General features: G+C 70.9%; 19 protein-coding genes. 8 read left to right on the forward strand and 11 right to left on the reverse strand.

The genetic code is table 11. The features are described from left to right. Positions 1 to 18 precede the first annotated feature (18 nt). Positions 19 to 2,838, forward strand: a complete 2,820-nt coding sequence (locus tag HNR02_RS18755) for a vitamin B12-dependent ribonucleotide reductase (protein WP_179774444.1) — start codon at positions 19 to 21, stop codon at positions 2,836 to 2,838. Here the strand turns inward: HNR02_RS18755 and HNR02_RS18760 are convergent. Both HNR02_RS18760 and HNR02_RS18765 read right to left on the reverse strand, forming a co-directional pair. Further along, positions 2,796 to 3,659 carry a saccharopine dehydrogenase family protein gene (locus tag HNR02_RS18760; RefSeq protein WP_179774445.1) on the reverse strand — a complete coding sequence of 288 codons (864 nt, stop codon included), beginning with the start codon at positions 3,657 to 3,659 and terminating at the stop codon, positions 2,796 to 2,798. The two genes, HNR02_RS18755 and HNR02_RS18760, sit on opposite strands and share 43 nt — an antisense overlap. Then, a complete protein-coding gene (locus HNR02_RS18765) occupies positions 3,625 to 3,939 on the reverse strand; it encodes an NAD(P)H-binding protein (protein ID WP_179774446.1) in 315 nt (104 codons plus the stop codon). Before HNR02_RS18765 ends, HNR02_RS18760 begins: the two co-directional genes overlap by 35 nt. A gap of 101 nt (positions 3,940 to 4,040) precedes the next feature. On the opposite strand from HNR02_RS18765, the gene HNR02_RS18770 reads away from it, so the two are divergent. Both HNR02_RS18770 and HNR02_RS18775 read left to right on the forward strand, forming a co-directional pair. Beyond that, the gene (locus HNR02_RS18770) at positions 4,041 to 4,979 is read left to right on the forward strand and encodes an AraC family transcriptional regulator (protein WP_179774447.1); all 939 of its coding nucleotides are present in this window, start codon (positions 4,041 to 4,043) and stop codon (positions 4,977 to 4,979) included. A gap of 454 nt (positions 4,980 to 5,433) precedes the next feature. Continuing rightward, complete coding sequence (locus tag HNR02_RS18775; RefSeq protein ID WP_179775995.1) at positions 5,434 to 6,192, forward strand: SDR family oxidoreductase; 759 nt, start codon at positions 5,434 to 5,436, stop codon at positions 6,190 to 6,192. A gap of 59 nt (positions 6,193 to 6,251) precedes the next feature. Here the strand turns inward: HNR02_RS18775 and HNR02_RS18780 are convergent, their stop codons facing one another. Beyond that, positions 6,252 to 6,851: a LysR substrate-binding domain-containing protein gene (locus tag HNR02_RS18780; RefSeq protein WP_376772883.1), complete on the reverse strand. Its 600-nt coding sequence runs from the start codon at positions 6,849 to 6,851 to the stop codon at positions 6,252 to 6,254. A gap of 56 nt (positions 6,852 to 6,907) precedes the next feature. Between HNR02_RS18780 and HNR02_RS18785 the strand changes: the two genes are divergently transcribed. Beyond that, positions 6,908 to 7,330 (forward strand): hypothetical protein, encoded by a 423-nt coding sequence (locus tag HNR02_RS18785; protein ID WP_179774448.1) that lies wholly within the window; start codon positions 6,908 to 6,910, stop codon positions 7,328 to 7,330. Here HNR02_RS18785 and HNR02_RS18790 read toward each other — a convergent pair. Then, on the reverse strand, positions 7,279 to 9,285 hold the full coding sequence (locus HNR02_RS18790) for a prolyl oligopeptidase family serine peptidase (RefSeq protein WP_179774449.1): 2,007 nt from the start codon (positions 9,283 to 9,285) through the stop codon (positions 7,279 to 7,281). The two genes, HNR02_RS18785 and HNR02_RS18790, sit on opposite strands and share 52 nt — an antisense overlap. A gap of 120 nt (positions 9,286 to 9,405) precedes the next feature. On the opposite strand from HNR02_RS18790, the gene HNR02_RS18795 reads away from it, so the two are divergent. Then, on the forward strand, positions 9,406 to 9,834 hold the full coding sequence (locus HNR02_RS18795) for a CBS domain-containing protein (RefSeq protein ID WP_179774450.1): 429 nt from the start codon (positions 9,406 to 9,408) through the stop codon (positions 9,832 to 9,834). On the opposite strand, the gene HNR02_RS18800 is transcribed toward HNR02_RS18795, so the two are convergent. Both HNR02_RS18800 and HNR02_RS18805 read right to left on the reverse strand, forming a co-directional pair. After that, complete coding sequence (locus HNR02_RS18800; protein WP_179774451.1) at positions 9,825 to 10,874, reverse strand: DUF2293 domain-containing protein; 1,050 nt, start codon at positions 10,872 to 10,874, stop codon at positions 9,825 to 9,827. The two genes, HNR02_RS18795 and HNR02_RS18800, sit on opposite strands and share 10 nt — an antisense overlap. A 43-nt stretch (positions 10,875 to 10,917) precedes the next feature. Further along, the gene (locus tag HNR02_RS18805; protein ID WP_179774452.1) at positions 10,918 to 11,847 is read right to left on the reverse strand and encodes a serine hydrolase; all 930 of its coding nucleotides are present in this window, start codon (positions 11,845 to 11,847) and stop codon (positions 10,918 to 10,920) included. A 262-nt stretch (positions 11,848 to 12,109) separates the two neighbouring features. On the opposite strand from HNR02_RS18805, the gene HNR02_RS18810 reads away from it, so the two are divergent. After that, positions 12,110 to 13,183, forward strand: coding sequence for a DUF4192 domain-containing protein (locus HNR02_RS18810; protein WP_179774453.1), 1,074 nt, complete (start codon positions 12,110 to 12,112; stop codon positions 13,181 to 13,183). 487 nt (positions 13,184 to 13,670) lie between these two features. Here the strand turns inward: HNR02_RS18810 and galE are convergent, their stop codons facing one another. The 3 genes from galE to HNR02_RS18825 form a co-directional block, all read right to left on the reverse strand. Next, entirely contained in the window at positions 13,671 to 14,660 is a 990-nt protein-coding gene (gene galE, locus HNR02_RS18815) for a UDP-glucose 4-epimerase GalE (RefSeq protein WP_179774454.1), read from the reverse strand. Between the two features lie 94 nt (positions 14,661 to 14,754). Then, positions 14,755 to 15,927 carry a galactokinase gene (gene galK / locus HNR02_RS18820; RefSeq protein ID WP_179774455.1) on the reverse strand — a complete coding sequence of 391 codons (1,173 nt, stop codon included), beginning with the start codon at positions 15,925 to 15,927 and terminating at the stop codon, positions 14,755 to 14,757. Beyond that, entirely contained in the window at positions 15,924 to 16,619 is a 696-nt protein-coding gene (locus tag HNR02_RS18825; RefSeq protein WP_179774456.1) for an iron-dependent transcriptional repressor DtxR, read from the reverse strand. The genes galK and HNR02_RS18825 overlap by 4 nt, the downstream gene beginning before the upstream one ends. A 104-nt stretch (positions 16,620 to 16,723) precedes the next feature. On the opposite strand from HNR02_RS18825, the gene HNR02_RS18830 reads away from it, so the two are divergent. After that, positions 16,724 to 17,893 carry an acetoin utilization protein AcuC gene (locus tag HNR02_RS18830; protein ID WP_179774457.1) on the forward strand — a complete coding sequence of 390 codons (1,170 nt, stop codon included), beginning with the start codon at positions 16,724 to 16,726 and terminating at the stop codon, positions 17,891 to 17,893. A gap of 29 nt (positions 17,894 to 17,922) precedes the next feature. Continuing rightward, complete coding sequence (locus tag HNR02_RS18835; protein ID WP_246338594.1) at positions 17,923 to 20,847, forward strand: bifunctional acetate--CoA ligase family protein/GNAT family N-acetyltransferase; 2,925 nt, start codon at positions 17,923 to 17,925, stop codon at positions 20,845 to 20,847. 137 nt (positions 20,848 to 20,984) lie between these two features. Here HNR02_RS18835 and HNR02_RS18840 read toward each other — a convergent pair whose 3' ends face one another. Both HNR02_RS18840 and HNR02_RS18845 read right to left on the reverse strand, forming a co-directional pair. Further along, positions 20,985 to 22,505: a long-chain-fatty-acid--CoA ligase gene (locus HNR02_RS18840; RefSeq protein WP_179774458.1), complete on the reverse strand. Its 1,521-nt coding sequence runs from the start codon at positions 22,503 to 22,505 to the stop codon at positions 20,985 to 20,987. Continuing rightward, a complete protein-coding gene (locus HNR02_RS18845) occupies positions 22,502 to 23,548 on the reverse strand; it encodes an acyl-CoA dehydrogenase family protein (protein ID WP_179774459.1) in 1,047 nt (348 codons plus the stop codon). Before HNR02_RS18845 ends, HNR02_RS18840 begins: the two co-directional genes overlap by 4 nt. Positions 23,549 to 23,557 lie beyond the last annotated feature (9 nt).

Genomic DNA, 23,557 nt, shown 5'->3' on the forward strand with positions numbered 1-23,557 from the left:
GGCGGGAGGGACGAATCGATGACCGAGACCGTGGGTGCGAACACGGCGAGGGCCAAGCGGGGGAAGCGCGGCGGCCTCAAGATCAACCGGGTGTTCACGACCGAGGGCGTGCACCCCTACGACGAGGTCACCTGGGAGCAGCGTGACGTCGTCATGACCAACTGGCGTGACGGGTCGGTCAACTTCGAGCAGCGGGGCGTCGAGTTCCCCGAGTTCTGGTCGGTCAACGCGACCAACATCGTCACCAGCAAGTACTTCCGCGGCGCGGTCGGCAGCCCGCAGCGCGAGCGCGGCCTCAAGCAGCTGATCGACCGCGTGGTGCGCGCCTACGTCACCTCCGGCACCGAGAACGGCTACTTCGCGACCCCCGCCGACGCCGAGATCTTCGAGCACGAGCTCACCTGGATGCTGCTGCACCAGGTGTTCAGCTTCAACTCGCCGGTGTGGTTCAACGTCGGCACGACCTCCAAGCAGCAGGTGTCCGCCTGCTTCATCCTCGCGGTCGACGACACGATGGAATCGATCCTCGACTGGTACAAGGAAGAGGGGATGATCTTCCGCGGCGGGTCCGGCGCGGGCATCAACCTCTCCCGCATCCGGTCCTCCAAGGAGCTGCTGTCCTCCGGCGGCACCGCGTCCGGCCCGGTGTCGTTCATGCGCGGTGCCGACGCCTCCGCGGGCACCATCAAGTCCGGTGGGGCCACCCGCCGCGCCGCGAAGATGGTCGTTCTCGACGTCGACCACCCGGACATCGAGGAGTTCATCGCGACGAAGGCGCGCGAGGAGGAGAAGATCCGCGTCCTGCGCGACGCCGGCTTCGACATGGACCTCTCCGGCGCCGACATCACGTCGGTGCAGTACCAGAACGCGAACAACTCGGTGCGGGTCAGCGACGAGTTCATGCGCGCCGTCGAGTCGAACAGCGAGTTCGGCCTGCGTGCCCGCCTGACCGGCGAGGTCATCGACACCACCGACGCGAGGAAGCTGTTCCGGTCGATGGCGCAGGCCGCCTGGGAGTGCGCCGACCCCGGCTTGCAGTACGACGACACGATCAACGACTGGCACACCTGCCCCGAATCGGGCCGGATCACCGCGTCGAACCCGTGCAGCGAGTACATGCACCTGGACAACTCCAGCTGCAACCTGGCCTCGCTGAACCTGTTGAAGTTCCTGAACGACGACGGCACGTTCGACGGTGAGCGGTTCGTCAAGGCGGTCGAGTTCGTCATCACCGCCATGGACATCTCGATCTGCTTCGCGGACTTCCCGACCGAGGCGATCGGCGACACCACCCGCAAGTTCCGCCAGCTCGGCATCGGCTACGCAAACCTGGGCGCCCTGCTGATGGCCACCGGGCACGCCTACGACTCCGACGGCGGCCGCGCGCTCGCCGCGAGCATCACGTCGCTGATGACCGGCACGTCCTACCGCCGTTCCGCCGAGATGGCGGGTGTGGTCGGCGCGTACGAGGGCTACAGCCGCAACGCCGAGGCGCACCAGCGCGTCATGCGCAAGCACGCCGCGGCCAACGACGCGATCCGCACGATGCACACCAACGACGTCGCGATCCGCGATCTGGCCACTCGCGAGTGGCAGCGCGGCATCGAGATCGGCGCGAAGAACGGCTGGCGCAACGCGCAGGCCAGCGTGCTCGCGCCGACCGGCACCATCGGCTTCATGATGGACTGCGACACCACCGGGATCGAGCCGGACTTCTCGCTGGTGAAGTTCAAGAAGCTCGTCGGCGGCGGGTCGATGCAGATCGTGAACCAGACCATCCCGCGTTCGCTGAAGACCCTGGGCTACCAGGACGAGCAGATCGAGGCGATCGTCGAGTACATCGCCGAGCACGGCCACGTCGTCGACGCTCCTGGTCTGCGCCCGGAGCACTACGAGGTGTACGACTGCGCCATCGGTGAGCGTTCCATCAAGCCGATGGGCCACGTGCAGATGATGGCCGCGGTGCAGCCGTTCCTGTCGGGCGCGATCTCGAAGACGGTCAACATGCCGGAGGCGGCCACCGTCGAGGAGATCGAGGAGATCTACTTCCAGGGCTGGAAGCTGGGCCTCAAGGCGCTGGCGATCTACCGCGACAACTGCAAGGTCGGGCAGCCGCTCTCCAGCGGCAAGAAGAAGGCCGAGACCGCCGAGACCGTCGAGCCGGAAAAGGTCGTCGAGTACAAGCCGATCCGCAAGCGGCTGCCGAAGAAGCGCCCGAGCCAGACGCTGTCGTTCACGGTCGGCGGCGCCGAGGGCTACCTGCACGCGGGCTCGTACCCGGACGACGGGCTGGGCGAGATCTTCGTCAAGCTCGGCAAGCAGGGTTCGACGCTGGCGGGTGTCATGGACGCCTTCTCGATGTCGATCTCGGTGGGTCTGCAGTACGGCATCCCGCTGGAGTTCTACGTCTCCAAGTTCTCCAACCTGCGGTTCGAGCCGGCGGGCATGACCGACGACCCGGACATCCGGATCGCCACGAGCGTGCTGGACTACCTGTTCCGCCGCCTCGCGCTGGACTACCTGCCGTTCGAGAAGCGGTCCGAGCTGGGCATCTTCACCGCCGCCGAGCGCGCCGCGCAGGTCGAGACTGGATACGGCGCACAGCCCGCGGAGCAGGAGAACGTCGACCTGGAGACGCTGCGCAGCACCGTCGACTCGGGCCCGAGCAAGTCCGAGACCGAGCAGCCCCACACGGCGCACAGCACGGCCGAGCTGATGGACCTGCACCTGGGCAAGGCCGCCGACGCCCCGCTGTGCATGACGTGCGGCACCAAGATGCGGCCCGCGGGTTCGTGCTACGCCTGCGAGGGCTGCGGCGCGACCTCCGGCTGCAGCTGATCAGTAGGGCGCGGACGGAGATGAATCGACGGTGCAGGGGGATGTCGGCGATCTTGCTGGCATCCCCCTGCACCCCTCGGTGACGCGTGCGGTTGCGTGTGATGCAACAGAGCGATGTGCACTCGAGGCGCCTCGGGGTTGTTACCGCCGAGCTGCCATGACCTCATGGACCAGGTCACCCCGAACGGGGACAGGAAGTCGAGGAAGCCGGCCGGGTCGAACGCCTGCGATGGGGCCAGAACGCCGGGCTTCGCCCCGTCCACTATGAGGCGGTGCACCCCCTCAACCGCGATCACCGCGGTCATCCCATAGCCGTCGACGCCCTTGGCAACCCCCACGGCCCGTCGCCCGCTACCGGTGGCCTCGGCCAGCATCATCCATCGCCCGGCCTTGCGAACGTCCTCGTCTGGACCCTCGGGAATGCTGTCGATCATTTCTGGACTGATGCCGGTGAAGGCCTCGGCGAGCTCGGCGCGGAGCGCGCTGGTGACCCTCTGCGCCCGGGTGTGCCGGGGAACGGTTACCACCCCTGGCAGGGCGAACCCGACCACCGGGATCGACTCGGGTTCTCCGGGAGCGTTGATCGACGAGCGGCTCGCCGGGACGGCCGGACCCCATTCGCCGTTGTGGTAGGCAAGACCGTCGCCTTGGAACGCGGTGACCATCGACCGAGCGGTGCCGCGGCTCGCCTGGGATCTGATCCGTAGGTCGGCAATCGTGACCTCGTCGACCTGCACGGGGCATTCGGCTGTGAGGTGCGCGATGAGGTCGCCCGGCCCGCCGTCATCAGCCAGGTCCGGGATCACCGTGACGCGGGCCATGCTCGGCGTCTGCCGACACGGAGTCGAAGATCTGTTTGAGGTATGCCTGCTCGCCTGTTGTGTCGACGTAGTGCGAGCCTGCGGCCAGCGCGGCGGGGTCGTCGAGTCCGGCAAGGCGCAGGTCGGGGGTGGAGACTCCAGCCCGGTCCGCGGCCTGCCCGAGCCGGTCGACGTTGCGTCCAACCAGGACCATGGGGATGTCGCGCCGGGCCAGCTCGGCGACCACCAGCCTGCCCGTATGGCCGCTGGCTCCATAGACGGCGATCTTGTCATCAGTCATGCCCTGATCATAGGGAGCGCTGACGAGACGAGCCATGTCTGCTGGGCTATAATGTATGTCCGATCGTCTCGCACCGGTGGTCGTGTCGATACGATGACGTGATGGATGTGCTCAGTGACGTGATCTCGGCGATGCGGGTCGGCAAGCCGCACTCCTCGCGCACCTGCAAGCGAGCCCCCTGGGGGATGCGCTTCGATGCGTTCGACGGGGCGGGCTTTCACGTGGTGCTCCAGGGCTCGTGCTGGCTGTTTCCGTCCGTCGGCGACCCGGTCGCGCTGGGAGTCGGCGATGTGGTGTTCCTACCGCGCGCAGGGGTACACGGAATGGCCGACAGTCGCACCACCTCGCTCGCCGACACCAGCGCACGGTCCTTGCCGGACTTCGAGGCCGAACCCACCCCGGATCGGCCGGGCGCCCCAACACTCCTGCTGTGCGGCGCCTACCTGCTGGATCAGGGGCGGATGCACCCGCTGCTGGCCGAGCTTCCCGAGGTCGTCCACCTGCCGGCCAGAGTGGGCAGCCATCCGTCCCTGCGGGCCGCGCTGGACCTGCTCGGGAACGAACTGGAAGAGCCTCGGCAGGGCACCGGCGCCGTTGTCCCGGCACTGCTGGACATGTTGCTGCTCTACATCCTCCGCGCCTGGCTGGACGAGCAGACCGGACACGCACACACGGGCTGGGCGGCCGCGCTCGGCGACCCGGCGATCGCCGCGGCCTTGCGAAGCATTCATCGCGAGCCGGAACGCCAGTGGACGGTGGAGACGCTGGGCGCGCTGGCGGGGCTGTCCAGGGCGGCCTTCGCCCGACGGTTCGCGACGCTGCTCGGCCACGCGCCGGTGGCCTACCTGACGTGGTGGCGGATGACCATGGCGGCACGCCTGCTGCAGGAATCCGACGCGCCACTGGGCACCGTGGCGACGCGGGTCGGGTACACCTCCCAGTTCGCCTTCGCCAAAGCGTTCAAGCGCGAGTTCGGCGTGGCCCCTGGCGGCTACCGGCGAAGCGGTACTCACCCCGGGAATAGCGAACCCTGCGAATAGGTCCCCTGCGCCAGTATGCCCGCGCGACTGACTGATCAGAGCCGGGGCGATCGTTGTCGTCCCCTGGGTAAGGATCACCGGGAGGCTGAGAGGCGCGCGTACATCTGAAAGACCTCGGCAGGGCTTGTGGAAAGACATCCTGCGCGATCAGCTCGAGGTCGACGAACCGGTGTTCTGGTCCTGCGTCCAGGAGGGTGTGCAGCCGCCTCGCGGGACGCCCGAGATACCGGCGCGGGCGCTGCCGGTCGCTCTCGTGTCCCTGCTGGTCTCGCATGTCGGCCTCGACGAGGCCGAGGTGGCCGCGATGAGCAAGGACGAGGCGATCGCCCGGCTGCAGCGCTACTGGACCGAGGACACCCGAACTCAGACCGCCAAGCAGGTGCCCGGCCCGCCGCGTCGGCGGGATCACAATCGAGCGTTGTCACATTCCGGCGTCCCGTCCGGTCACCCCCGTATGACTGAAACCATTCTCGTCACCGGTGGCACCGGCGTGCTGGGCCGGGAGGCCGCCCGCCGTCTCCTCGGTCCGGACCGGGAGATCCGTGTCCTCAGCCGTCGCGACGCCCCCGCAGGCACGCCGTACGCCTGGCGAACCGGGGATCTGCGCACCGGCGAAGGGATCGACGCGGCGGTGGCGGGGGCGGACGTGATCGTGCACTGCGCCACGACGCTCGGCAGCAAGGACGTCACCGCGACGAACACGCTCATCGAGGCGGCTCGCCGCGCCGGCACGCCGCACCTGGTCTACATCTCGATCGTCGGCGTCGACCGGATCCCGTTTCCGTACTACCGGGCCAAGCTCGCCGCGGAGGAGGCCGTCATCGCCTCCGGTCTGCCGTGGACGATCCTGCGGGCCACGCAGTTCCACGACCTGCTGCGCCTGCTCGTCGACGTGCAGCGCCGTCTGCCGGTGCTCTTCCGGCCCGCCGGGTTCCGCTTCCAGCCGGTCGACGCCGGAGAGGTCGCGCAACGCCTGGCCGACCTCTCGCTCGGCGAGCCCGCCGGGCGCGCACCCGACTTCGGCGGCCCGGAGGTCCGCGATTTCACCGACCTGGCCCGCACCCGCCTGCGCGCCGCCAACCGCCGCCGCCCGATGATTCCGGTCCCCGTCCCCGGCGCCTCCGGCCGCGGCTACCGGGCAGGCCACCACCTCACCCCGAACGCGACGGGCACCATCACGTTCGAGCAGTACCTCGCGGCCCGCGGAGACTAGACGGCGCTTCCGGGGCAGTGGCGCCGCTCGCCGTGCACGCGGCCCGCTCCGCGCCCGGCTTAGGCGGCCATGGCGTAGAGCACGTCGCGGAGATCGTTGTCCCGGTCCGTGCGCCATGCGACGCGCATCGCCAGCTCGCCGGACTCCTTCGGCAGTGCCACGAGCGTCCCCGCGGCGAGGTCGCCACTGACGACGAAGTCCGGCAGCAGCGCGACGCCCAGCCCCTGCGTCGCCCAGGCCCGGATGGTCGAGACGCTGTCGAACTCGAGCCGCCGCCGGCTCGTGCCCAGCAGGCGCTCGGCCGCCATCCGGAACGAGCACCCCTTCGGCGTCACCAGCAGGGGGTCCGGCACGGGGCCCGGCCGTGCCACGAGGAACAGCCGCACGCTCTCGATGTCCACAAACGACAGATCACCGCCGTCGAAACCGAGCGTTCCCAGCACTGGCCCGGTGTCCAGCAGCAGTCCCGCGTCCAGTTCGCCGTCGGCCACCGCCCGCAGCATCGGCTGCCGCATCAGGGACCGCACCGCCAGGTCGAGCAGCCGCCGCGCCTCGTGCAGCAGCAACCGCCCGCGCTCACCGAGCGTCATGCCGGTCGAGGTCCGCGAGAACAGCTCGACGCCGAGCGACGTCTCCAGCGACCGCACATGCTCCGACACGGTCGCGGGGGACAGCTCCAGCCGCTGCGCCGCACGCCGTCCTGCTGGACACCACCGTGCTCACCGTCGCCCTGCCCGACCTCCGTGCCGACCTCGGCGGATCGGTTGCCGGGCAGCAGTGGGTGGTCAACGGCTCCACCGTCTCGTTCGCCGCGTTCCTGCTCGGTGGCGGCGCGCTCGCCGACCGGTTCGGGTCGCTGCGCGTGTTCCGCTGGGGGGTGGCGAGTTTCGGTGTGCTCTCGCTGGTCGCGGCCAGGGGGTCGCGGCTCCCCGTCGTCACCGGCCTCGCGGTACTCACCGCGGGTGCCCTCGTCCTGGCCGCCGCGACGCACGCCCCGTACCCGGTGCTCGCGTGCGGGCTCCTGCTGCTCGGGATCGGCGTCTCGCTGTCGCTGCCCGCGCTCGCCGCCGGAGTGGCGGCGGCCGCTCAGGCGGTCAGCTTCTGCCAGAGGAACTCGAACAGCAGCGCCCACTTGTAGGCGAGCTGCTCGTTGTCGGCGGCGGCGCCGTGCCCGCCCTCGATGTTCTCGTAGTACCGCACGTCGTGACCCTGTTCGGCCATGCGCGCCATCATCTTGCGCGCGTGCGCCGGGTGCACGCGGTCGTCGCGGGTGGACGTCATGAACAGCGTGGGCGGGTAGGTCCCTCCCTGGTGGACGTTCTGGTACGGCGAGTACTTCCCGAGGTAGTCCCATTCCGCCGGATCGTCGGGGTCGCCGTACTCGGCCATCCACGACGCGCCGGCCAGCAGGAGGTGGTAGCGCTTCATGTCCAGCAGCGGAACCTGGCTGACGATCGCGCCGAACAGCTCGGGGTAGCGGGTCAGCATGACACCCATGAGCAGGCCGCCATTGCTGCCGCCGTGGATGCCCAGCCGCTGCGGCGTGGTGATGCCGCGCTCGGTGAGATCGGCGGCGACCGCCGCGAAGTCCTCGTAGACCAGGTACCGGTTCTCCTTGATGGCGCCGGTGTGCCAGTCCGGGCCGTATTCGCCGCCGCCGCGGATGTTGGCCAGCACGTAGGTACCGCCGCGCGCGAGCCATCCGCGGCCCGTGACGCCGCTGTAGGCGGGCAGCCGGGACACCTCGAACCCGCCGTAGCCGGTGAGCATCGTCGGACCGTCCCCGTTGCGCGGCCGCACCACGAAGTACGGGATCCGGGTTCCGTCGCGTGAGGTCGCGAAGTGCTGCTCGACGGTGACGTCGGTGGCGTCGAAGCGTGCCGGCGCCTGCTTGAGGACCTCGGTGCCGCCGCCGACGTGCCCGTACGCCAGAGTCGAGGGCTGTGTGAACCCGCTGGTGTTGAGCAGGTATTCGTCGCTGTGGTCGGGATCGGTGTCCACGATCTCCGCCGTGCCCAGCTCCGGCGCACCCGCCAGCGGCTCCCGCCGCCAGCCGTCGTCCGGGGTGAGGACGTGCAGCTCGGTGTGCACGTCGGCGAGCGTCGTGAGCAGCAGGTGGTTGCGCGTCCAGTCCCAGGACTCCAGCGAGGTCCGGCCGTCCGGCTCGAACAGAACCGTCAGGTCGCGGCCGCCTGCGAGGTAGTCGTCGAAGCGCGCGGCCAGCAGCGTGCCCGGTGCGTACTCGCGGCCCTCGACGCTCCACGCCGTCCGCGTGCGGATCAGCAGCCACTCCTGGTGGGCGCTGGTCTGCGCGTCCTCCGGCACGTCGAGTTTCACCAGGCCGCCGGGCGTGCGGAGAAACTTCTCGGTGCGGTAGAAGTCGATGGCGCGGCCGACGAAGTCGCGCTCGAAGCCGGGCGTCGGATCGTGGTAGGCGAACACGGCCACGTCGTCGGGCTTGCCCTCGAACACGGTGACGGCCTCGTCCAGTGGCGTCCCGCGCCGCCATTCCTTCATGATCCGCGGGTAGCCGGACGCCGTCATCGACCCGGGGCCGAAATCGGTGCCGACGTAGATCGAATCCTCGTCGATCCAGCCGACGCGGCTCTTGGCCTCGGGCAGCTGGAACCCGCCGACGACGAACTCGCGTGTCCGCAGGTCGAACTCGCGCACCACGGCCGCGTCCGCGCCGCCACGGGAAAGCTCGGCCAGCGCGCGCCGGTACTCCGGCTTCAGCACCGCCGCGCCCTGCCAGACCCAGTTCTCACCCTCGGCCCTGGCGAGCGCGTCGATATCGAGCAGGATGTCCCAGTTCGGGTGCTCGCGGCGGTAGGAGTCGAGCGTCGTGCGCCGCCACAGGCCGCGCGGGTGGGCCGCGTCCTGCCAGAAGTTGTAGAAGTACTCGCCGCGCCGCCGGATGTAGGGGATCCGGTCGTCGGCGTCGAGCACCTCGCGGGCCTCGTCGCGCAGCTGCTCGAACCTGGCGCCGCCGGTGAGCTCGCCGACCGATTCGGCGTTGCGCCGCCGGACCCAGTCGAGCGCGCGATCACCGGTCACGTCCTCCAGCCAGAGGTACGGGTCTTCGTCAACCATGTGCCCATCCTGCCAGGTGAGGATGGTTTCCAACGGCAGGTGGGAGCCGCGGGCTTTCGCGGACAGCGACCGGGCTCTAACCTGATGTGAGCCGGGTCACGTCCAGCTGGGAGGCTGCCGATGCGGATCGCCGACTTACTGCGGAACAAGGGCAACTGGGTCGCCACGGTGCGGCCCGAATCGACCATCACCGATCTGCTCGCCGGACTGGCCGAGCACAACGTGGGCGCGATGGTCGTGGCCGGGGAGGACGGCATCGCGGGCATCGTCTCCGAGCGCGACGTGGTGCGGAGACTGCACGAGCACGGTCCGGCGCTGCTGGAGCGGCCGGTGTCGGAGATCATGACGAGAGTGGTCGCCACCTGCACGCCCCGCGACTCGGTCGACGACATCAGTGTCGTGATGACCCAGCGGCGGGTCCGGCACGTGCCCGTCGTCGACGACGGACGGCTCACCGGGATCGTCAGCATCGGCGACGTCGTGAAAAGCCGGATCGAGGAGCTGGAGGCGACGCAGCAGCAGCTGGCGGCCTACATCGCTCAGGGCTGACCCCAGCGCTCCAGCACGCGGTCGAGGTCCGCGCGGATCTGCTCGCGGGCCTCCATACGGGGCATGCCGTCCATGAGCAGGCGGTCGTAGTCCGTGTCGAGGTGGCGGACCGAGGCGACCACCGCCAGCCGCACCGCCTCCTCGTCCAGGGCGCGCCCCGCCGCGGACCTGCCGACCCGTCCGCTGCCGCGCGTTCCGGCGTGCTCGGCGATGGCCTGCGCGCGGTCGGTGGGGCAGCCCGGGTAGAGCTCCCGGATGGTGGTGGCGAACGCGGCCTGGAAGTCGACGTCCTGCACGGCCCGGCGTTCCGCGTCCCGCTCCCGCCGCCGGGCGCGGACGTCCTCGTCCGCGAGACACTGCTGCTCCGCACGCTCCAGCGCGGCCGGCTCGACGAGGATCCCCTGGCGCTCATGCCGTTTGCGGCGCCGGTTGAAGCGCAGGACCAGCGCGCAGAGACTGCTTTCCTGCTTGGCGCGGCGGGACAGCGCGGCGTTGCCCGCGGGCAGGAAGACCAGGTGGTCGAAGTCCGCGCAGTCCAGGCACAGGAACCCGTCGCCCTCGGGCAGGCGCAGCTCACCGGCCTCACCCCGCGCCGCGCACCCGGCGCACGTCCACGCGGTGCCCGCGGTGAACACGGCCAGGTCGGGCGCCTTGTTCTGCCGCTCGGTGAGGCGGGTCCGCTGCTTCTCGGACAGTCCGGGCGCCAGCCAGTGCGTGCGGCAGAGCCGGTCGAGGGCGTCGTCGCCGGTGAAGCGCAGGTCGCGGCGGTCGCGGGTGCCCGCGATGTAGTCGGTGTCGGCGGAGGTCAGCCCGTTCTCGCGCGCCCATTCGCCGAGAATGCGCAGCGCCTCGGCGACACGGGTGTCGTCGACCGGCAGCAGCTGGGAGAGCGGGCTGAAACGACCCCGCCGCCATTGCTCGACGTTGACGGGACTCACCCAGCCGAGCCCCGTCAGCACATCCACCGGGGCGACGTACTGGTGTTCGGCGAGCGCCGTCGCGGCCACCTTCGCGACCCGGCTGTGCAGTTTCGCGACCATCGGGGAAGAAGTCTAGCCAGCCGCGATCGCCCTTTCCCCCGGGTCAGGGCAGGCCCGTCACCGTCGGCCGCAACGCGCCGATCCCGGCCGTGAGCGCGGTGCGCCCGCTCGCGTAGCTGGTTCCCAGCGGCAGTTCGGTGAGCAGCACCGCGATGTAGCGGTAGTTCTCGCCCGCGAGGCCGGTCGTGTTCAGCACCACGGTCCTGTCGATTTCCATCCAGCCCTGCTTCACCGCGCGCGGCAGCCCCGGCAAGCCGTCCGGGATGCCGAAGTACTGGGGGAAACCGTCCGCGGCCGGGGTCCTGATCGCGGCCAGCCCGTCGAGGATCGGCTGGCGGGCCCCGGGCGGGACTTCGGTGGTCAGGTAGCGGTAGATGGCCACGAGGTCGTTCGGCGTGGTCCTGGTCATCTCCCACTGGTCGGGAATGCGTGGCGGCTGGGTGTTCCGGAGGTTCATCAGGTCGGCCATGCGGGTGATGATCGATCCGCGACCGCCCGAGTCCCAGTACGAGTCGGCGTCGCCGTCGTGGCTCAGCGACAGCATTTCGACGATGCGAGCCCGCTGGGCCTCGCCCGGCGCGTGCCAGCCGCCGGCGTGCAGGACGTCGAGCGCCATCAGGAGCTTGACGACGGAAGCGGTGTAGAACTGCCGGTCACCGTTGCTCGAGGCCAGCAGTTCGCCGGTGGAGGTGTCGTAGAGGGCCAAACCGACGGTCGTGCCGGGCACCTTCTCGTCCACCGCGTCGGCAGCGGCGTCGGCGAGGCGGCCGCGCTCGTCCTCGTTCAGCGTCGAATGGGCTGTGCCGACCGGCGTGCCCGAGGTCGTGGTGACGGTGGTGCCCGCCGCGGGGAGCGCGCTCGGCGCCGAGACGGACACGGTGTCGGTGTCCGCCTTGCCGGCGGTCAATGAGGCGACGACGACCGCGGTCACCACTCCCGCGCTCACTCCAGCGAGCACGACACGCCATTTCATGCTTGGCACAACGTCCATTTCAGCGGAATCGTGCCCCGATCGGGGTAAACGTACGGTAAACCACTCGATTTCGTGTGGATCTTCGTCACTTTCCCGCGGAATCTACTGTGGACTCGTGAGAAGGGTGCGCATCCTAGCGTTCATCTCCGACAAAAACGCTCCGGCTGCTCGTGGGGCCGGTCAGTTGTCCACATCGTCCTGAACCATCCACAGAATTCCGTTCTGTTTCCCGGTGCTCTGTTTTCTGCCGCATAGTGGATTCATGACTTCGACAACCACCGGCACCGACGGCCGCACCATTGTCCGTCTCTCCGATCCCGGCGAACTGATCGCGGCGGTGCCGCACCTGCTCTCGTTCCGGCCGGGATCCTCCGTCGTGCTGCTGAACCACAGTGGTGGCGGCCATCGGCGCATCGTCCCCGTGATCCGCGCGGACCTTCCCGACGAGAGCTTCGAACCGGAGGCGGTGCGTGAGCTCGTGCGTGCTGTGCTCCGACATCCCGGCGGCGGCGTGACGGTCGTGGTGGTCGGCAGCGGTCCCGGGCACCGGGCGCCGCCGGGGGACGTGCCGCACCGTCGACTGGTGCGGCGGTTGATCAGCGCGTTGAAGGATGACCGGCCGGTCGACCACGTGCTGTGGGTGCCGGAAATCCGCGGTGGGGCGCGGTGGAGGTGTTACCACGGGGACTGCGGTCCGGGGGTCGTGCCGGACGACCGGGACACGGTGATGGCCGCGACGATGGCGGCGCGCGGCTGGGTGCCCTACGCCAGCCGCGAGGAGCTGGAGCGGCAACTCGAACCGGACGACTCCGCCGCGATCACGCGCAGGCGGCACATGCTGGAGGCGGCTCTCGACGAGCTGGACGACCGGTCGCGCACACCGGGCCGGTTCGACGACGAGAAGTCGGCGGAGCACCTGTCCGCGGTCCGCGCCGCCCTGGCTCGCGCGGTCGCCGGCGACTTCACCCTGAGCGACGGGGACGTCGTGTCCCTCGCGCTGGCCCTGTCCGACGGCCGGGTGCGCGACCGCTGCCTCACGACGGCGGACGAACCGGACGAGGCGGCGTCGAGGGCCGCCGAACGACTGTGGCTCGAACTGGTGCGCCGAACCCCGCCCCCGGAACGCGCCGGTCCGGCCACCCTGCTCGCCTACGCGGCCTACCGCCGGGGCGACTGCGTTCTGGCGTCACTGGCGCTCGACAACGCACTCACCGCCCATCCCGGCCACGGCCTCGCGGAACCCCTCAAGCAGGCCCTGGAGCACCACATCACCCCCGACGCCCTCCGGCGCGTGACCGAGTTCCAGGAAGGTGGTCTCATGTCCCGAGACCCGTAGTTGTGAAAGCGCTCTCCGCACGTGGCCGCTCGCCGGTTTCGCGGGATCGGTGCCACCCCGCTGAGGGCTTCGCCGCGGCTCAGCCACCCCTGCCCAGTCACCTTTGCCCGGGCCCGAGCACCGGCGGACGCTCGGCCACACCCGCCGACGTTGCCGGTGCCTCTCGGACTTGCCGGACGCCGACGGTGGGGGTGCAAGCGCAACGGGCGTTGCCGGAGGATGACCTGACCACGCCGGTTGCCCGCCCGGCTGCGCCGGTGGTCACCGGGTCACACCGGGTGTCCACCGGTGACGCGGTTGCCCGTCGGTTGCGCGGCGGGCGTCGGGCCGCGCGAGGCGTCCACCGGGCGTCACGCGAGGTGTCGCCGGGTGTCGCGCGAGGTGCCCTGCGGTCGCGCGGGGGCGCCTGTGCGGGCCACGCAGGGTGCCGACCTGTCGGCAAGGGCCGCCCACCAGCCACGGCGGCCCGCCCACCGGGCGCCGGAGGTCAGCCGCCGAGGGCTTTGCGTTCCTGCGTGAACCGCCACGCGTCGTCGACGATGACGTTCAGGTCGGCGCGTTCGGGCTTCCAGCCGAGTTCCTCGCGGGCGCGGTCGCTGGCCGCCACGAGCACCGCGGGGTCGCCGGCGCGGCGGGGCGCCACCTCGGCTGGGACGGGGTGCCCGGTGACGGCCCGGCAGGCCTCGATGACCTGGCGCACGGAGAACCCGGTGCCGTTGCCCAGGTTGTAGATGCGGTGCTCCCCGGCGCGGGCGTGGGTGAGGGCGAGCAGGTGCGCGTCGGCGAGGTCGGCGACGTGGATGTAGTCGCGGACCGCGGTGCCGTCGTCGGTGGGGTAGTCCTCGCCGAAGATGCTGATCTGCGGGCGGTCGCCGGTGGCGACCTGCAGGACCAGCGGGATGAGGTGCGTCTCGGTGGTGTGCCGCTCCCCGAAGCGGCCGTAGGCGCCGGCGACGTTGAAGTACCGCAGGCTCACGGCGGCCAGCCCGTGGGCCCGCGCGTAGCTGGTGATCGCGTGGTCGATGGCCAGCTTCGAGGCGCCGTAGGTGTTGGTCGGCAGCGTGGGCGCGGTCTCCGGGATCGGGCTCCGCTCCGGCTCGCCGTAGGTCGCCGCCGTGGAGGAGAACACCAGGCGAGACGTGCCGTGGGCACGCATCGCGTCGAGCAGGCGGATGGAGGTGATCACGTTCCCGTGCCAGTACTTGGCCGGGTCCTGCATCGACTCGCCGACGAGGGACTTCGCCGCGAAGTGCAGCACGCCGTCGAAGCCCTCGCCGAGCAGGGACGCCGTCGCGTCGGCGGCGTCGCCCTCGACGAAGCGCGCACCGTCGGGGACGGCGTCCGCGTGGCCCGTGGACAGGTCGTCGACGACGACGACCTCGTGCCCCGCTTCCAGCAGACGGGCCGTGCAGACACTGCCGACGTAGCCGGCACCACCCGTGACGATCAGCTTGAGGCGCGAGGAGTCGGAAGCCATGGTTTCGTCGAAAGCCTTTCTCGGAAGACGAAGGAGGTGTCCGCCAGTGTGGACCATCAACCTGTGAGCCACGCACGGGTCCGGCCCCGCCGACCTACAGCTCGTCCCGCCGCGCGCCGGGGGACGGGACCGCCACGAAGGCGCGCGGCGCGCGGTAGCCCGCGCGGCCGAATGCCTCCGTGACCGCCGCTCCGACAGTGTCCACAGCGGACTCCGGAACGAGTGCGATCGCGGTGCCGCCGAAGCCACCACCGGTCATCCGCGCGCCGAGGGCACCGGCCTCCTTGGCCACGTCCACGGCCAGGTCCAGTTCCGGGCAGGAGATGCGGTAGTCGTCGCGCATGCTGGTGTGTGAGGCGTCGAGCAGCGGGCCGATGTCGCCGATGCGGCCATCACGCAGCAGGGTGACCACGTCGAGCACGCGCTGGTTCTCCGTCACGATGTGGCGGACGAGCGGGCCGAGTTCGCCGGGGAGCCGCGCGAGCGCGCCGTCCAGGTCGCCCGGGCTCACGTCCCGCAGGGCCTTCACGCCGAGCAGGTCGGCCGCGCGTTCGGTGCCGCGGCGGCGTTCGCCGTAGCCGCTTTCGCTGTGGGCGTGCTTGACCCGGGTGTCGATGGCCAGGATGCGCAGGCCCGCGGCGGCCGCGTCGAAGGGCACCTGTTCCATCTCGCCGGAGCGCACGTCGAGGAACAGGACATGGCCGTCCGCGCAGCACAGCGACGCGGTCTGGTCGAGCACACCGGTGGGGGCCCCGACGAAGTCGTTCTCGGCGCGCTGGGCCCAGCGGGCGATTTCGGCGCGGCGGGCGAGGCCGGGTTCCTCCTGTCCGGCCAGCCCGAGCAGGGCCAGCGCGACCGCGCACTCCAGCGCGGCCGACGAGGACAGCCCGGCGCCGGTGGGCACGTCACCGGCCAGGACGAGATCGGCACCGCCGTCGATGCCCTGATCGCGCAGCACCCAGGCGACGCCGGCCGGGTAGGCGGCCCAGCCCTCGACCCCGCCGGGTCGCAGATCCGGGATGACGAGCGGCTCGGTGTCCTGGATGCGCCCGTCGGAACCGAGGGTGGCGACGGTGAGCACCTGGTCCGTGCGCGGGGACGCGGCGGCGGCCAGACGGTGCGGCAGGGCGAACGGCAGCACGAAACCGTCGTTGTAGTCGGTGTGCTCGCCGATGAGGTTGACGCGGCCCGGCGCCGACCACACCCCGGCCGGGGGCCGGCCGTGCACCGACCGGAACGCCTCCGCCGCGTCGCTCGCGGAACTCACTTGGCCTGCGCCAGGACCGCGTGCAGCACCGACATGGGCACCTGGACCGCGCCGAGCCCGCCGGTCAGCTCCGCCGTGCCACCGCCGTCGGCGCGCCGCACCGACACGACACTGCCGGGAGCGACTCCCGCCTTCTTGAGGTCGACCATCAGCTTCTCGTCGAGCTGGATGTGCTCGGCCAGCCGGCGGATCTCGGCCTTGCCGCCGCCGGAGCGCGCGAAGTCGTCCAGCCGCACCAGGTCGGCCTCGGCGGGCGGCGCGGGCTCCCCACCCTCGCCCAGCTTGTCCAGACCAGGGATCGGGTTGCCGTAGGGCGAGGTGGTCGGGTGGTCGAGCAGCCGGACCAGCTTGCGCTCCACCGCCTCGCTCATGACGTGCTCCCAGTGGCACGCCTCGGTGTGCACGTGTTCCCACTCGAGACCGATCACATCGAGCAGCAGCCGCTCGGCGAGGCGGTGCTTGCGCATGACGGCGATCGCGAGCTCCCGGCCGTGGTCGGTCAGCTGCAGGTGGCGGTCGTCGGCCACGCGCACCAGTCCGTCGCGCTCCATGCGGGCCACCGTCTGGCTGACTGTCGGACCGCTCTGCTGCAGCCGCTCGGCGATACGGGCGCGCAGCGGTACGACACCTTCCTCTTCGAGTTCGAAGATGGTCTTCAAGTACATCTCTGTGGTGTCGATGAGATCGTTCACGATGTCCCCTTCGTCCGCGACAATCCATGGTAGTCGTTCCGGGCGACGGTCACCCCAGGTGACCGGGAGGATAATCCCCGTCCTCACGGCTACCATCGGACCTCATGCAGCCCGCCGTCGTCTGGGATCCCGCTCTGCTCGGTTACGACCTCGGCGGAGAGCACCCCTTCAACCCGGTCCGGCTCGATCTCACCGTGCGGCTCGCCACGGAGCTCGGGGTCCTCGACGGCGTGGAGCTGCTCGTGCCCGAGCCCGCCACCGACACCGAGTTGTACCGCATCCACGCTGAGGAGTACCTGGCGGCGGTCAAGCTGGCCCCGACGGCGGGCTGGGACGTCGGTCACGGCCTCGGCACCGACGACAACCCGGTGTTCACCGGCATGCACGACGCCTCGGCCCTGGTCGTCGGCTCGACCCTGCTGGCCGCCCGCAAGATCGCCGACGGCGAGGCCCGCCGCGCGGTCAACATCGCCGGTGGCCTGCACCACGCGATGCGCGACCACGCCGCCGGGTTCTGCGTCTACAACGATTGCGCGGTCGCGATTTCGTGGCTGCTCGACCACGGTTTCGACCGCATCGCCTACGTCGACACCGACGTCCACCACGGCGACGGTGTGCAGAGCGCCTTCTACGCCGACCCGCGCGTGCTGACCGTGTCCCTGCACCAGCACCCCTTCACCCTCTGGCCCGGCACCGGCTACAGCGCCGAGACCGGCGCCGGGAAGGCCGAGGGCACCGCGGTGAACGTCCCGCTGCCGCCCGGCACCCGCGATCCGGGCTGGCTGCGTGCGTTCCACGCCGTCGTGCCGTCCCTGCTGGAGGCGTTCCGCCCGCAGATCCTGGTCACCCAGTGTGGTGTCGATTCGCACGAGGAGGACCCGCTGGCGGATCTGTCGCTCTCGGTCGACGGACATCGCGCGATCTATGCCACTCTCCGTGACCTCGCGGAGCGTCACACCGAGGGCCGGTGGCTCGCCGTCGGTGGTGGCGGCTACCAGTTGATCCGGGTCGTGCCACGCTCGTGGACGCATCTGCTGGCCACGGTGCTCGACCGCGACGTGAAGCCCGAGACGCCGCTGCCGCCGGACTGGGTGGGGACGGTCCTGCGGGCCGCGCCCAGCGCCGAGCTGCCGCCGGAGATGACCGACGGCCGTGACACGACCTACCGACCCTGGGGCGACGGCGTGGACGACCCGGTCGACGTCGCGGTCCGCGACACCCGCCGCGCACTGTTCCCGCTGCACGGCCTGGACCCGGACGACCCGCGGGACTGACCCGAGACGACCCGAGGAATCGACGTGAGATGAGCACGACCGACAGGCCCGGCGAGGCGCACGAGAACAACCACGGCGAACCGCGACCGACGGACGCCCGCTCCGCTCCCTCCGACGTGCCGTGTGACGTCGATGGCGCGGGGCGGCATGCGCCGGATGAGGTGCGTGGGGCCACTGGTGCCGGGGAGGGCGGGACCGGCGTGGCCCGTGAGGCCGACGAGACCCGCTCCCGTGAGTCCGGCGAGGCACAGCCGCCCGGGACGGACGAGGCACGGCACGGCGCGCGTGATCCCTACGACTACCCGCGTCACTGGGAGGCCGACGTGCTGCTCAGCGATGGCGGCACCGTCCATTTGCGACCGATCGTGCCGAGTGACGCCGAAGCGCTGGTTTCCTTCCACGGCAAGCTGTCCGAGCGTACCCGGTACCTGCGTTACTTCGGCGCCTATCCGCGGATCCCGCAGCGCGATCTCGAACGGTTCTCCGTCGTGGACCACCACGACCGGGTCGCGTTCGTCGCCCTGCTCGGGGACGACATCATTGCCGTGGGGCGTTATGAGCGGCTCGGTGGTGGGCCGTCGGCGGAGGTGGCGTTCGTCGTCGACGACGGGCACCAGGGGCGGGGGGTCGGGTCGATCCTGCTGGAGCACCTGGCCGCGGCGGCGTCCGAAAGCGGGTTGCGCCGGTTCGTCGCCGAGGTCCTCGCCGAGAACGCCGCCATGGTGCGGGTCTTCCGCGACGCGGGGTACCAGGTCAGCCGCGCCATCGAGGAGGGCGTGCTGCACCTGGAGTTCGACATCGATCCCACCGAGGAATCGCTCGCCGTCGCACGGGCGCGCGAGCAGGCCGCCGAGGCCCGCAGCGTCCACAACCTGCTGCACCCGCGGTCGGTCGCGGTCATCGGCGCCTCCGCGGACCCCACCAAGGTCGGCTATTCGGTCCTGTCGAACCTGCTCGCCGCCGACTTCGCCGGCACCGTCTACCCGGTCAACCCCGAACACCGTTCGGTGCGCGGCGTGCGCGCCTATCCCTCCGTCCTGGACATCCCGGATCCGGTCGACCTCGCGGTGGTCGCGGTCCCGGCCGACCAGGTCGAGTCCGTGCTTGACGGTGCGCTCGCCAAGGGCGTCAAGACGCTGCTCATCGTCACGGCGGGCTTCGGCGAGGCCGGCCCGCACGGTCTGCACGCCGAACTGCGCCTGGTCGGCGAGGCGCGGGCGCACGGCATGCGCGTCGTCGGTCCGAACGCGCTCGGCGTGCTCAACACCGACCCGGCCATCCGTCTCAACGCGACACTCGCGCCGCGCCTGCCTCAACGCGGACGCGCGGGGTTCTTCTGCCAGTCCGGCGCACTCGGCACCGCGATCCTCGCCGACGCCGAAGCGCGCGGCCTTGGCCTGTCGACGTTCGTCTCCGCCGGTAACCGCGCCGACGTCTCCGGCAACGACCTGCTGCAGTTCTGGGAGACCGATCCGAACACCGATCTCGTCCTGCTCTACCTCGAATCGTTCGGCAACCCGCGCAAGTTCGCCCGCCTCGCGCGGCGGCTGGGCCGCAGCAAGCCGATCGTGGCGGTGAAGTCGGGGCGGCACGCGGTCCGGCCGCAGCTGGCCGCGACGTCCGCCGAGGTCGACGAGTCGAGCGTGCAGGCCCTGTTCGAGCAGGCGGGCGTGGTCCGGGTCGAGACGCTGGCGCAGCTGTTCGACACCGCGCTGGTGTTCGCGCACCAGCCGTTGCCCGCCGGGCCGCGGATCGGCATCGTCGGCAACTCCAGCGCGATCGGGCTGCTGGCCGCCGACACGGCCAGGGCGCAGGGGTTACGGCTGGCGTTCGACCCGGTCGACGTCGGGCCGCAGGCGGGCCCGGACGACTTCGCCGCCGCGGTGCGGGAGGCGCTCAACGATCCGGAGACCGACGCGCTGGTCGCGGTGTTCGTGCCGCCGCTGTCGATCCCGGGCAGCACCTACGCGCGCGCGTTGCGTGAGGCTGCGCAGGAGCTGGACCAGCGCAAACCGATCGTCTCGACGTTCCTGGCCGCGGAGGGCGTGCCCGACGAGCTGGCCGTGCCGGGGCCGGGCGGTGGACCGGGGCCCGGGTCGATCCCGTCGTTCCCCAGTCCCGAGCGGGCCGTGAACGCGCTGGCGAAGGTCGTGCGGTACGCGGCGTGGCGGCAGCGGCCGCAGGGCACGCTGGTGCGTCCCGACGGGCTGCACGTCGAGCAGGCCGAGCAGGTCGTGCGGGAGATCCTGGACGGCGGCGACAAGAACGTCGTGCTCGAGGACAGCGACGTGGTGCGGCTGCTCGGGTGTTACGGCATCGAGGTGGTGCCGTTCCGGGTGGTGTCGAGCGCGGAGGGTGCGGTCGAGGCCGCCGGGGAGCTGGGCTACCCGGTGACGGTCAAGGCCGTGGACGAGCGGTTGCGGGGACGGCCGGACCTCGCGGGCGTGCGGTTGGACCTGGCCTCGCCCGACGCGGTGCGGCGCGGGTACGAGGACCTGAGCGCGGTGTCCGGTGAGCAGGACGTGTACGTGCAGAGAATGACGCCGAAGGGCATTTCGTGCCTGATCGGCCTGCAGGACGACCCGTCGTTCGGCAGCCTGCTTTCGTTCGGGTTGTCCGGATTGGTGAGCACGCTGCTGGGCGACCGGGCCTACCGGGCGGTGCCCCTGACCGACGTGGATGCCGCGACGCTCGTCCGGGAGCCGAAGAGCGCCCCGCTGCTGACCGGCTACCGCGGCGACGAGCCCGCGGACCTCGCGGCGCTGCAGGACATGGTGTTGCGGGTCGCGGCGCTGGCGGAGGACCACCCCGAGGTGCGGGCGCTCACGCTGGACCCGGTGATGGCCTCGCCGGAGGGCGCGTACGTGGCGAACGCGCGCATCGTGCTGGGCCCGCCACCCGCCCGGCCGGACACGGGACCCCGTCGGCTGCGGCCGATCACCGCGAGCTTCTGACCTGCCCCGGCTGGTTGCCCGGACCCGCTTGGAAAGCGGGTTCCATGACCTCCGCGGCACAACACGCCGTCACGAACGGGGAACTCGCGTGCGGGAGCGTGGAACTCGCGCGCGGGAAGGTGGGACTCGCGTGCCGGTCACTCTGTGATGTGTTCCTCCTCGTAGGAACACTCCTTGCCCGGCCGCGACCACACCGGTCCCCGCACGCCTTCGGCCACCAGGTGTCGCTTCACGATTTTGTACGTCGAGGTGCGGGGGAGCTCGGGAACCACTCGCACGAAACGGGGGAGCTGTTTCGGGCCCAGATCGGTCTGCCGTGCGAGGAACTTCCCGAACGACTCCGGCGAAAGCGGCTCCGCGAGCACGAGCGCGGCCACCACCTGGTCGCCGACGGCGGGATCCGGTACCGCGTACACCGCCGCCTCGGCGATCGCCGGATGACGCAGCAGGATGCGTTCGATCGGGGCCGTGCCCAGGTTTTCGCCGTCCACCCGCAACCAATCGCCGAGCCGCCCGGCGAAGAAGCAGAACCCGTTCTCGTCGACGTAAGCCAGGTCGCCCGTGTGGTACCGGCCGTCGCGCAGGCGTTCCGCGTCCGCCGCCGGGTTCTTGTAGTACCCGGCGAACGCGCCCGGCCCGCTCGTGTTCACCAGCTCGCCCACGACGTGCGGGGCGCACTCCTGCCCGGTCTCCGGATCGAGAATCGCCACGTCCGGCGGCAGTGTGCCCAGTGACCCCGGTGGCGTGTCGACCGTCCGGGCGAAACCGATCCCGCCCTCGGTCGAGCCGAACGCGTCCACCACGTGGCAACCGAACCGGCGGCCGAACTCCGCCAGGTCCGCCTCCGCGCCCTCGTTGCCGTACACGATCCGCAGCGGGTTGTCGGCGTCGTCCGGCAACTTCGGAGTAGCCAGCACGTACGACAACGGCTTCCCGACGTAGTTCGCATACGTGACACCGAACCGCCGCACGTCGGGCAGGAATCCCGACGCCGAGAACCGCCGCCGCAGCGCCAGGGCAGCTCCCGCCGCGAGCCCGACCGACCAGCCCGCCATGATGGCGTTCGAGTGGAACATCGGCATCGACAGGTAGACACAGTCCGAAGAGGACAGATCGAACCGCGAAGCCAGCATGCGTCCCGGCCAGGCGATCTTGTCCTGCGTACAGCGCACCGCCTTGGGATCACCACTGGTGCCGGAGGTGAAGATGAGCATCAGCAGGTCATCCGCCGACGCGGGCACCGGCGACAACGGTGATCCCGCACCGGAAGCCAGCAACGACGCCCACTCCGGCCCGTCCAGGTCCAGCACCCGGACATCCATCCCGTCCAGCAGACAGGCGTGCCGTCCCTCGGTCAGCACCAGCTGACAGTCGGCGAGGCGGATGTCCCGCTCCAGCGCGGCCCCGCGCCGTGTCGGGTTCAGCCCCACCAGCACCGAACCCGCGAACGCGCACCCGCCGAGCAGGAACGAGAACGACGGCACGTTGTCCGCCAGCACACCCACGTGCTTCACCGGCCCGGTCAGCAGCGAATCCAGCACTGCGGCGTGGTCGGCGCACTGCCGAACGTGCTCCCGCCACGTCCACGACGAGTCCTCGAACAGCAGACCCGTGCTGTCGTCCTCGGCCCGCGCCAGCAGCAGCTCGGTGACCGTCATGACACCGCGAGCAGGTCGCCCAGCACCCGCAGCTGCGCCGTCGCCCCGCCCAGGGTGAACTCCAGGCGCTTGGCCGCCACGAAGTACCGGTGCAGGTCGTGGTCGGTGTCGATGCCGACGCCGCCGTGGATGTGCACGGCGGTGTGCGCGACGCGGTGCCCGGCCTCCGCGGTCCAGTACTTCGCCGTCGCGACCTCTTCGGCCGCGGGCAGGCCCTCGGACAGACGCCACGCGGCCTGCCACAACGTCAGCCGTACGGCTTCGACGTCGATGTAGGCGTCCGCGAGCCGGTGCCGCACCGCCTGGAAGGCGCCGATGGCGTGCCCGAACTGTTCCCGCTGCCGCGCGTACTCCGCCGTGCGGTGCAACGCGCTCTCCAGGATGCCGAGCTGCTGCGCGCACACCCCGACCGTCGTGTGCTCCAGCAGTGACGCCTCCGGAATTCGCGTGCCCGGAACGCCGCTCAGCTCGACGAGTCCCGCGTCGGCGTGGTCGATCACGCTCTGCGATTCGATCTCCGCGTGCTCGGCGTCGACCACGAACACCGCCGTCCCCTCGCCAATCTGTCCCCGGACGACCAGCGCATCCGCGAACGAGGCGAAGGGCACCGCGGTCTGCGAACCCGACAACCGCCAGCCGTCGCCGTCCGTTTCGGCGGTGAATCCGGTCGGCGCGCCGGCGTCCGGCAACGCCGGCGCCAGGACGGCCTGGCCGCGCACCGCGGGCACCACCCAGCGCTCCACCAGCCGTCCGTCGCCGGAGCTTGCGATCGCGGAAGCGGCCACCACGGTCGGCAGGTAGGGCACCTCGGCGACCGCGCGTCCGAGCTCGATCAGCACAGCGCACTGCCCGAGCAGCCCGAGCCCGCCACCGCCGACCGACGACGGCAGCGCCGCGTCGATCACCCCGGCGCGCGCCAGCTCCTGCCAGAGGTCGCGGTCGAAGCCACCCTCGCCGTGCGGGCTCGCCGAGGACCGCTCAGCCACGACGCGCCGCACCAGCGCGGCCAGCTCGGTGACGTCCTCACTCAGCGCGAAGTCCACGGATTCCTC

This window comes from Amycolatopsis endophytica (assembly GCF_013410405.1).
Taxonomy (GTDB): Bacteria; Actinomycetota; Actinomycetes; order Mycobacteriales; family Pseudonocardiaceae; genus Amycolatopsis_E; species Amycolatopsis_E endophytica.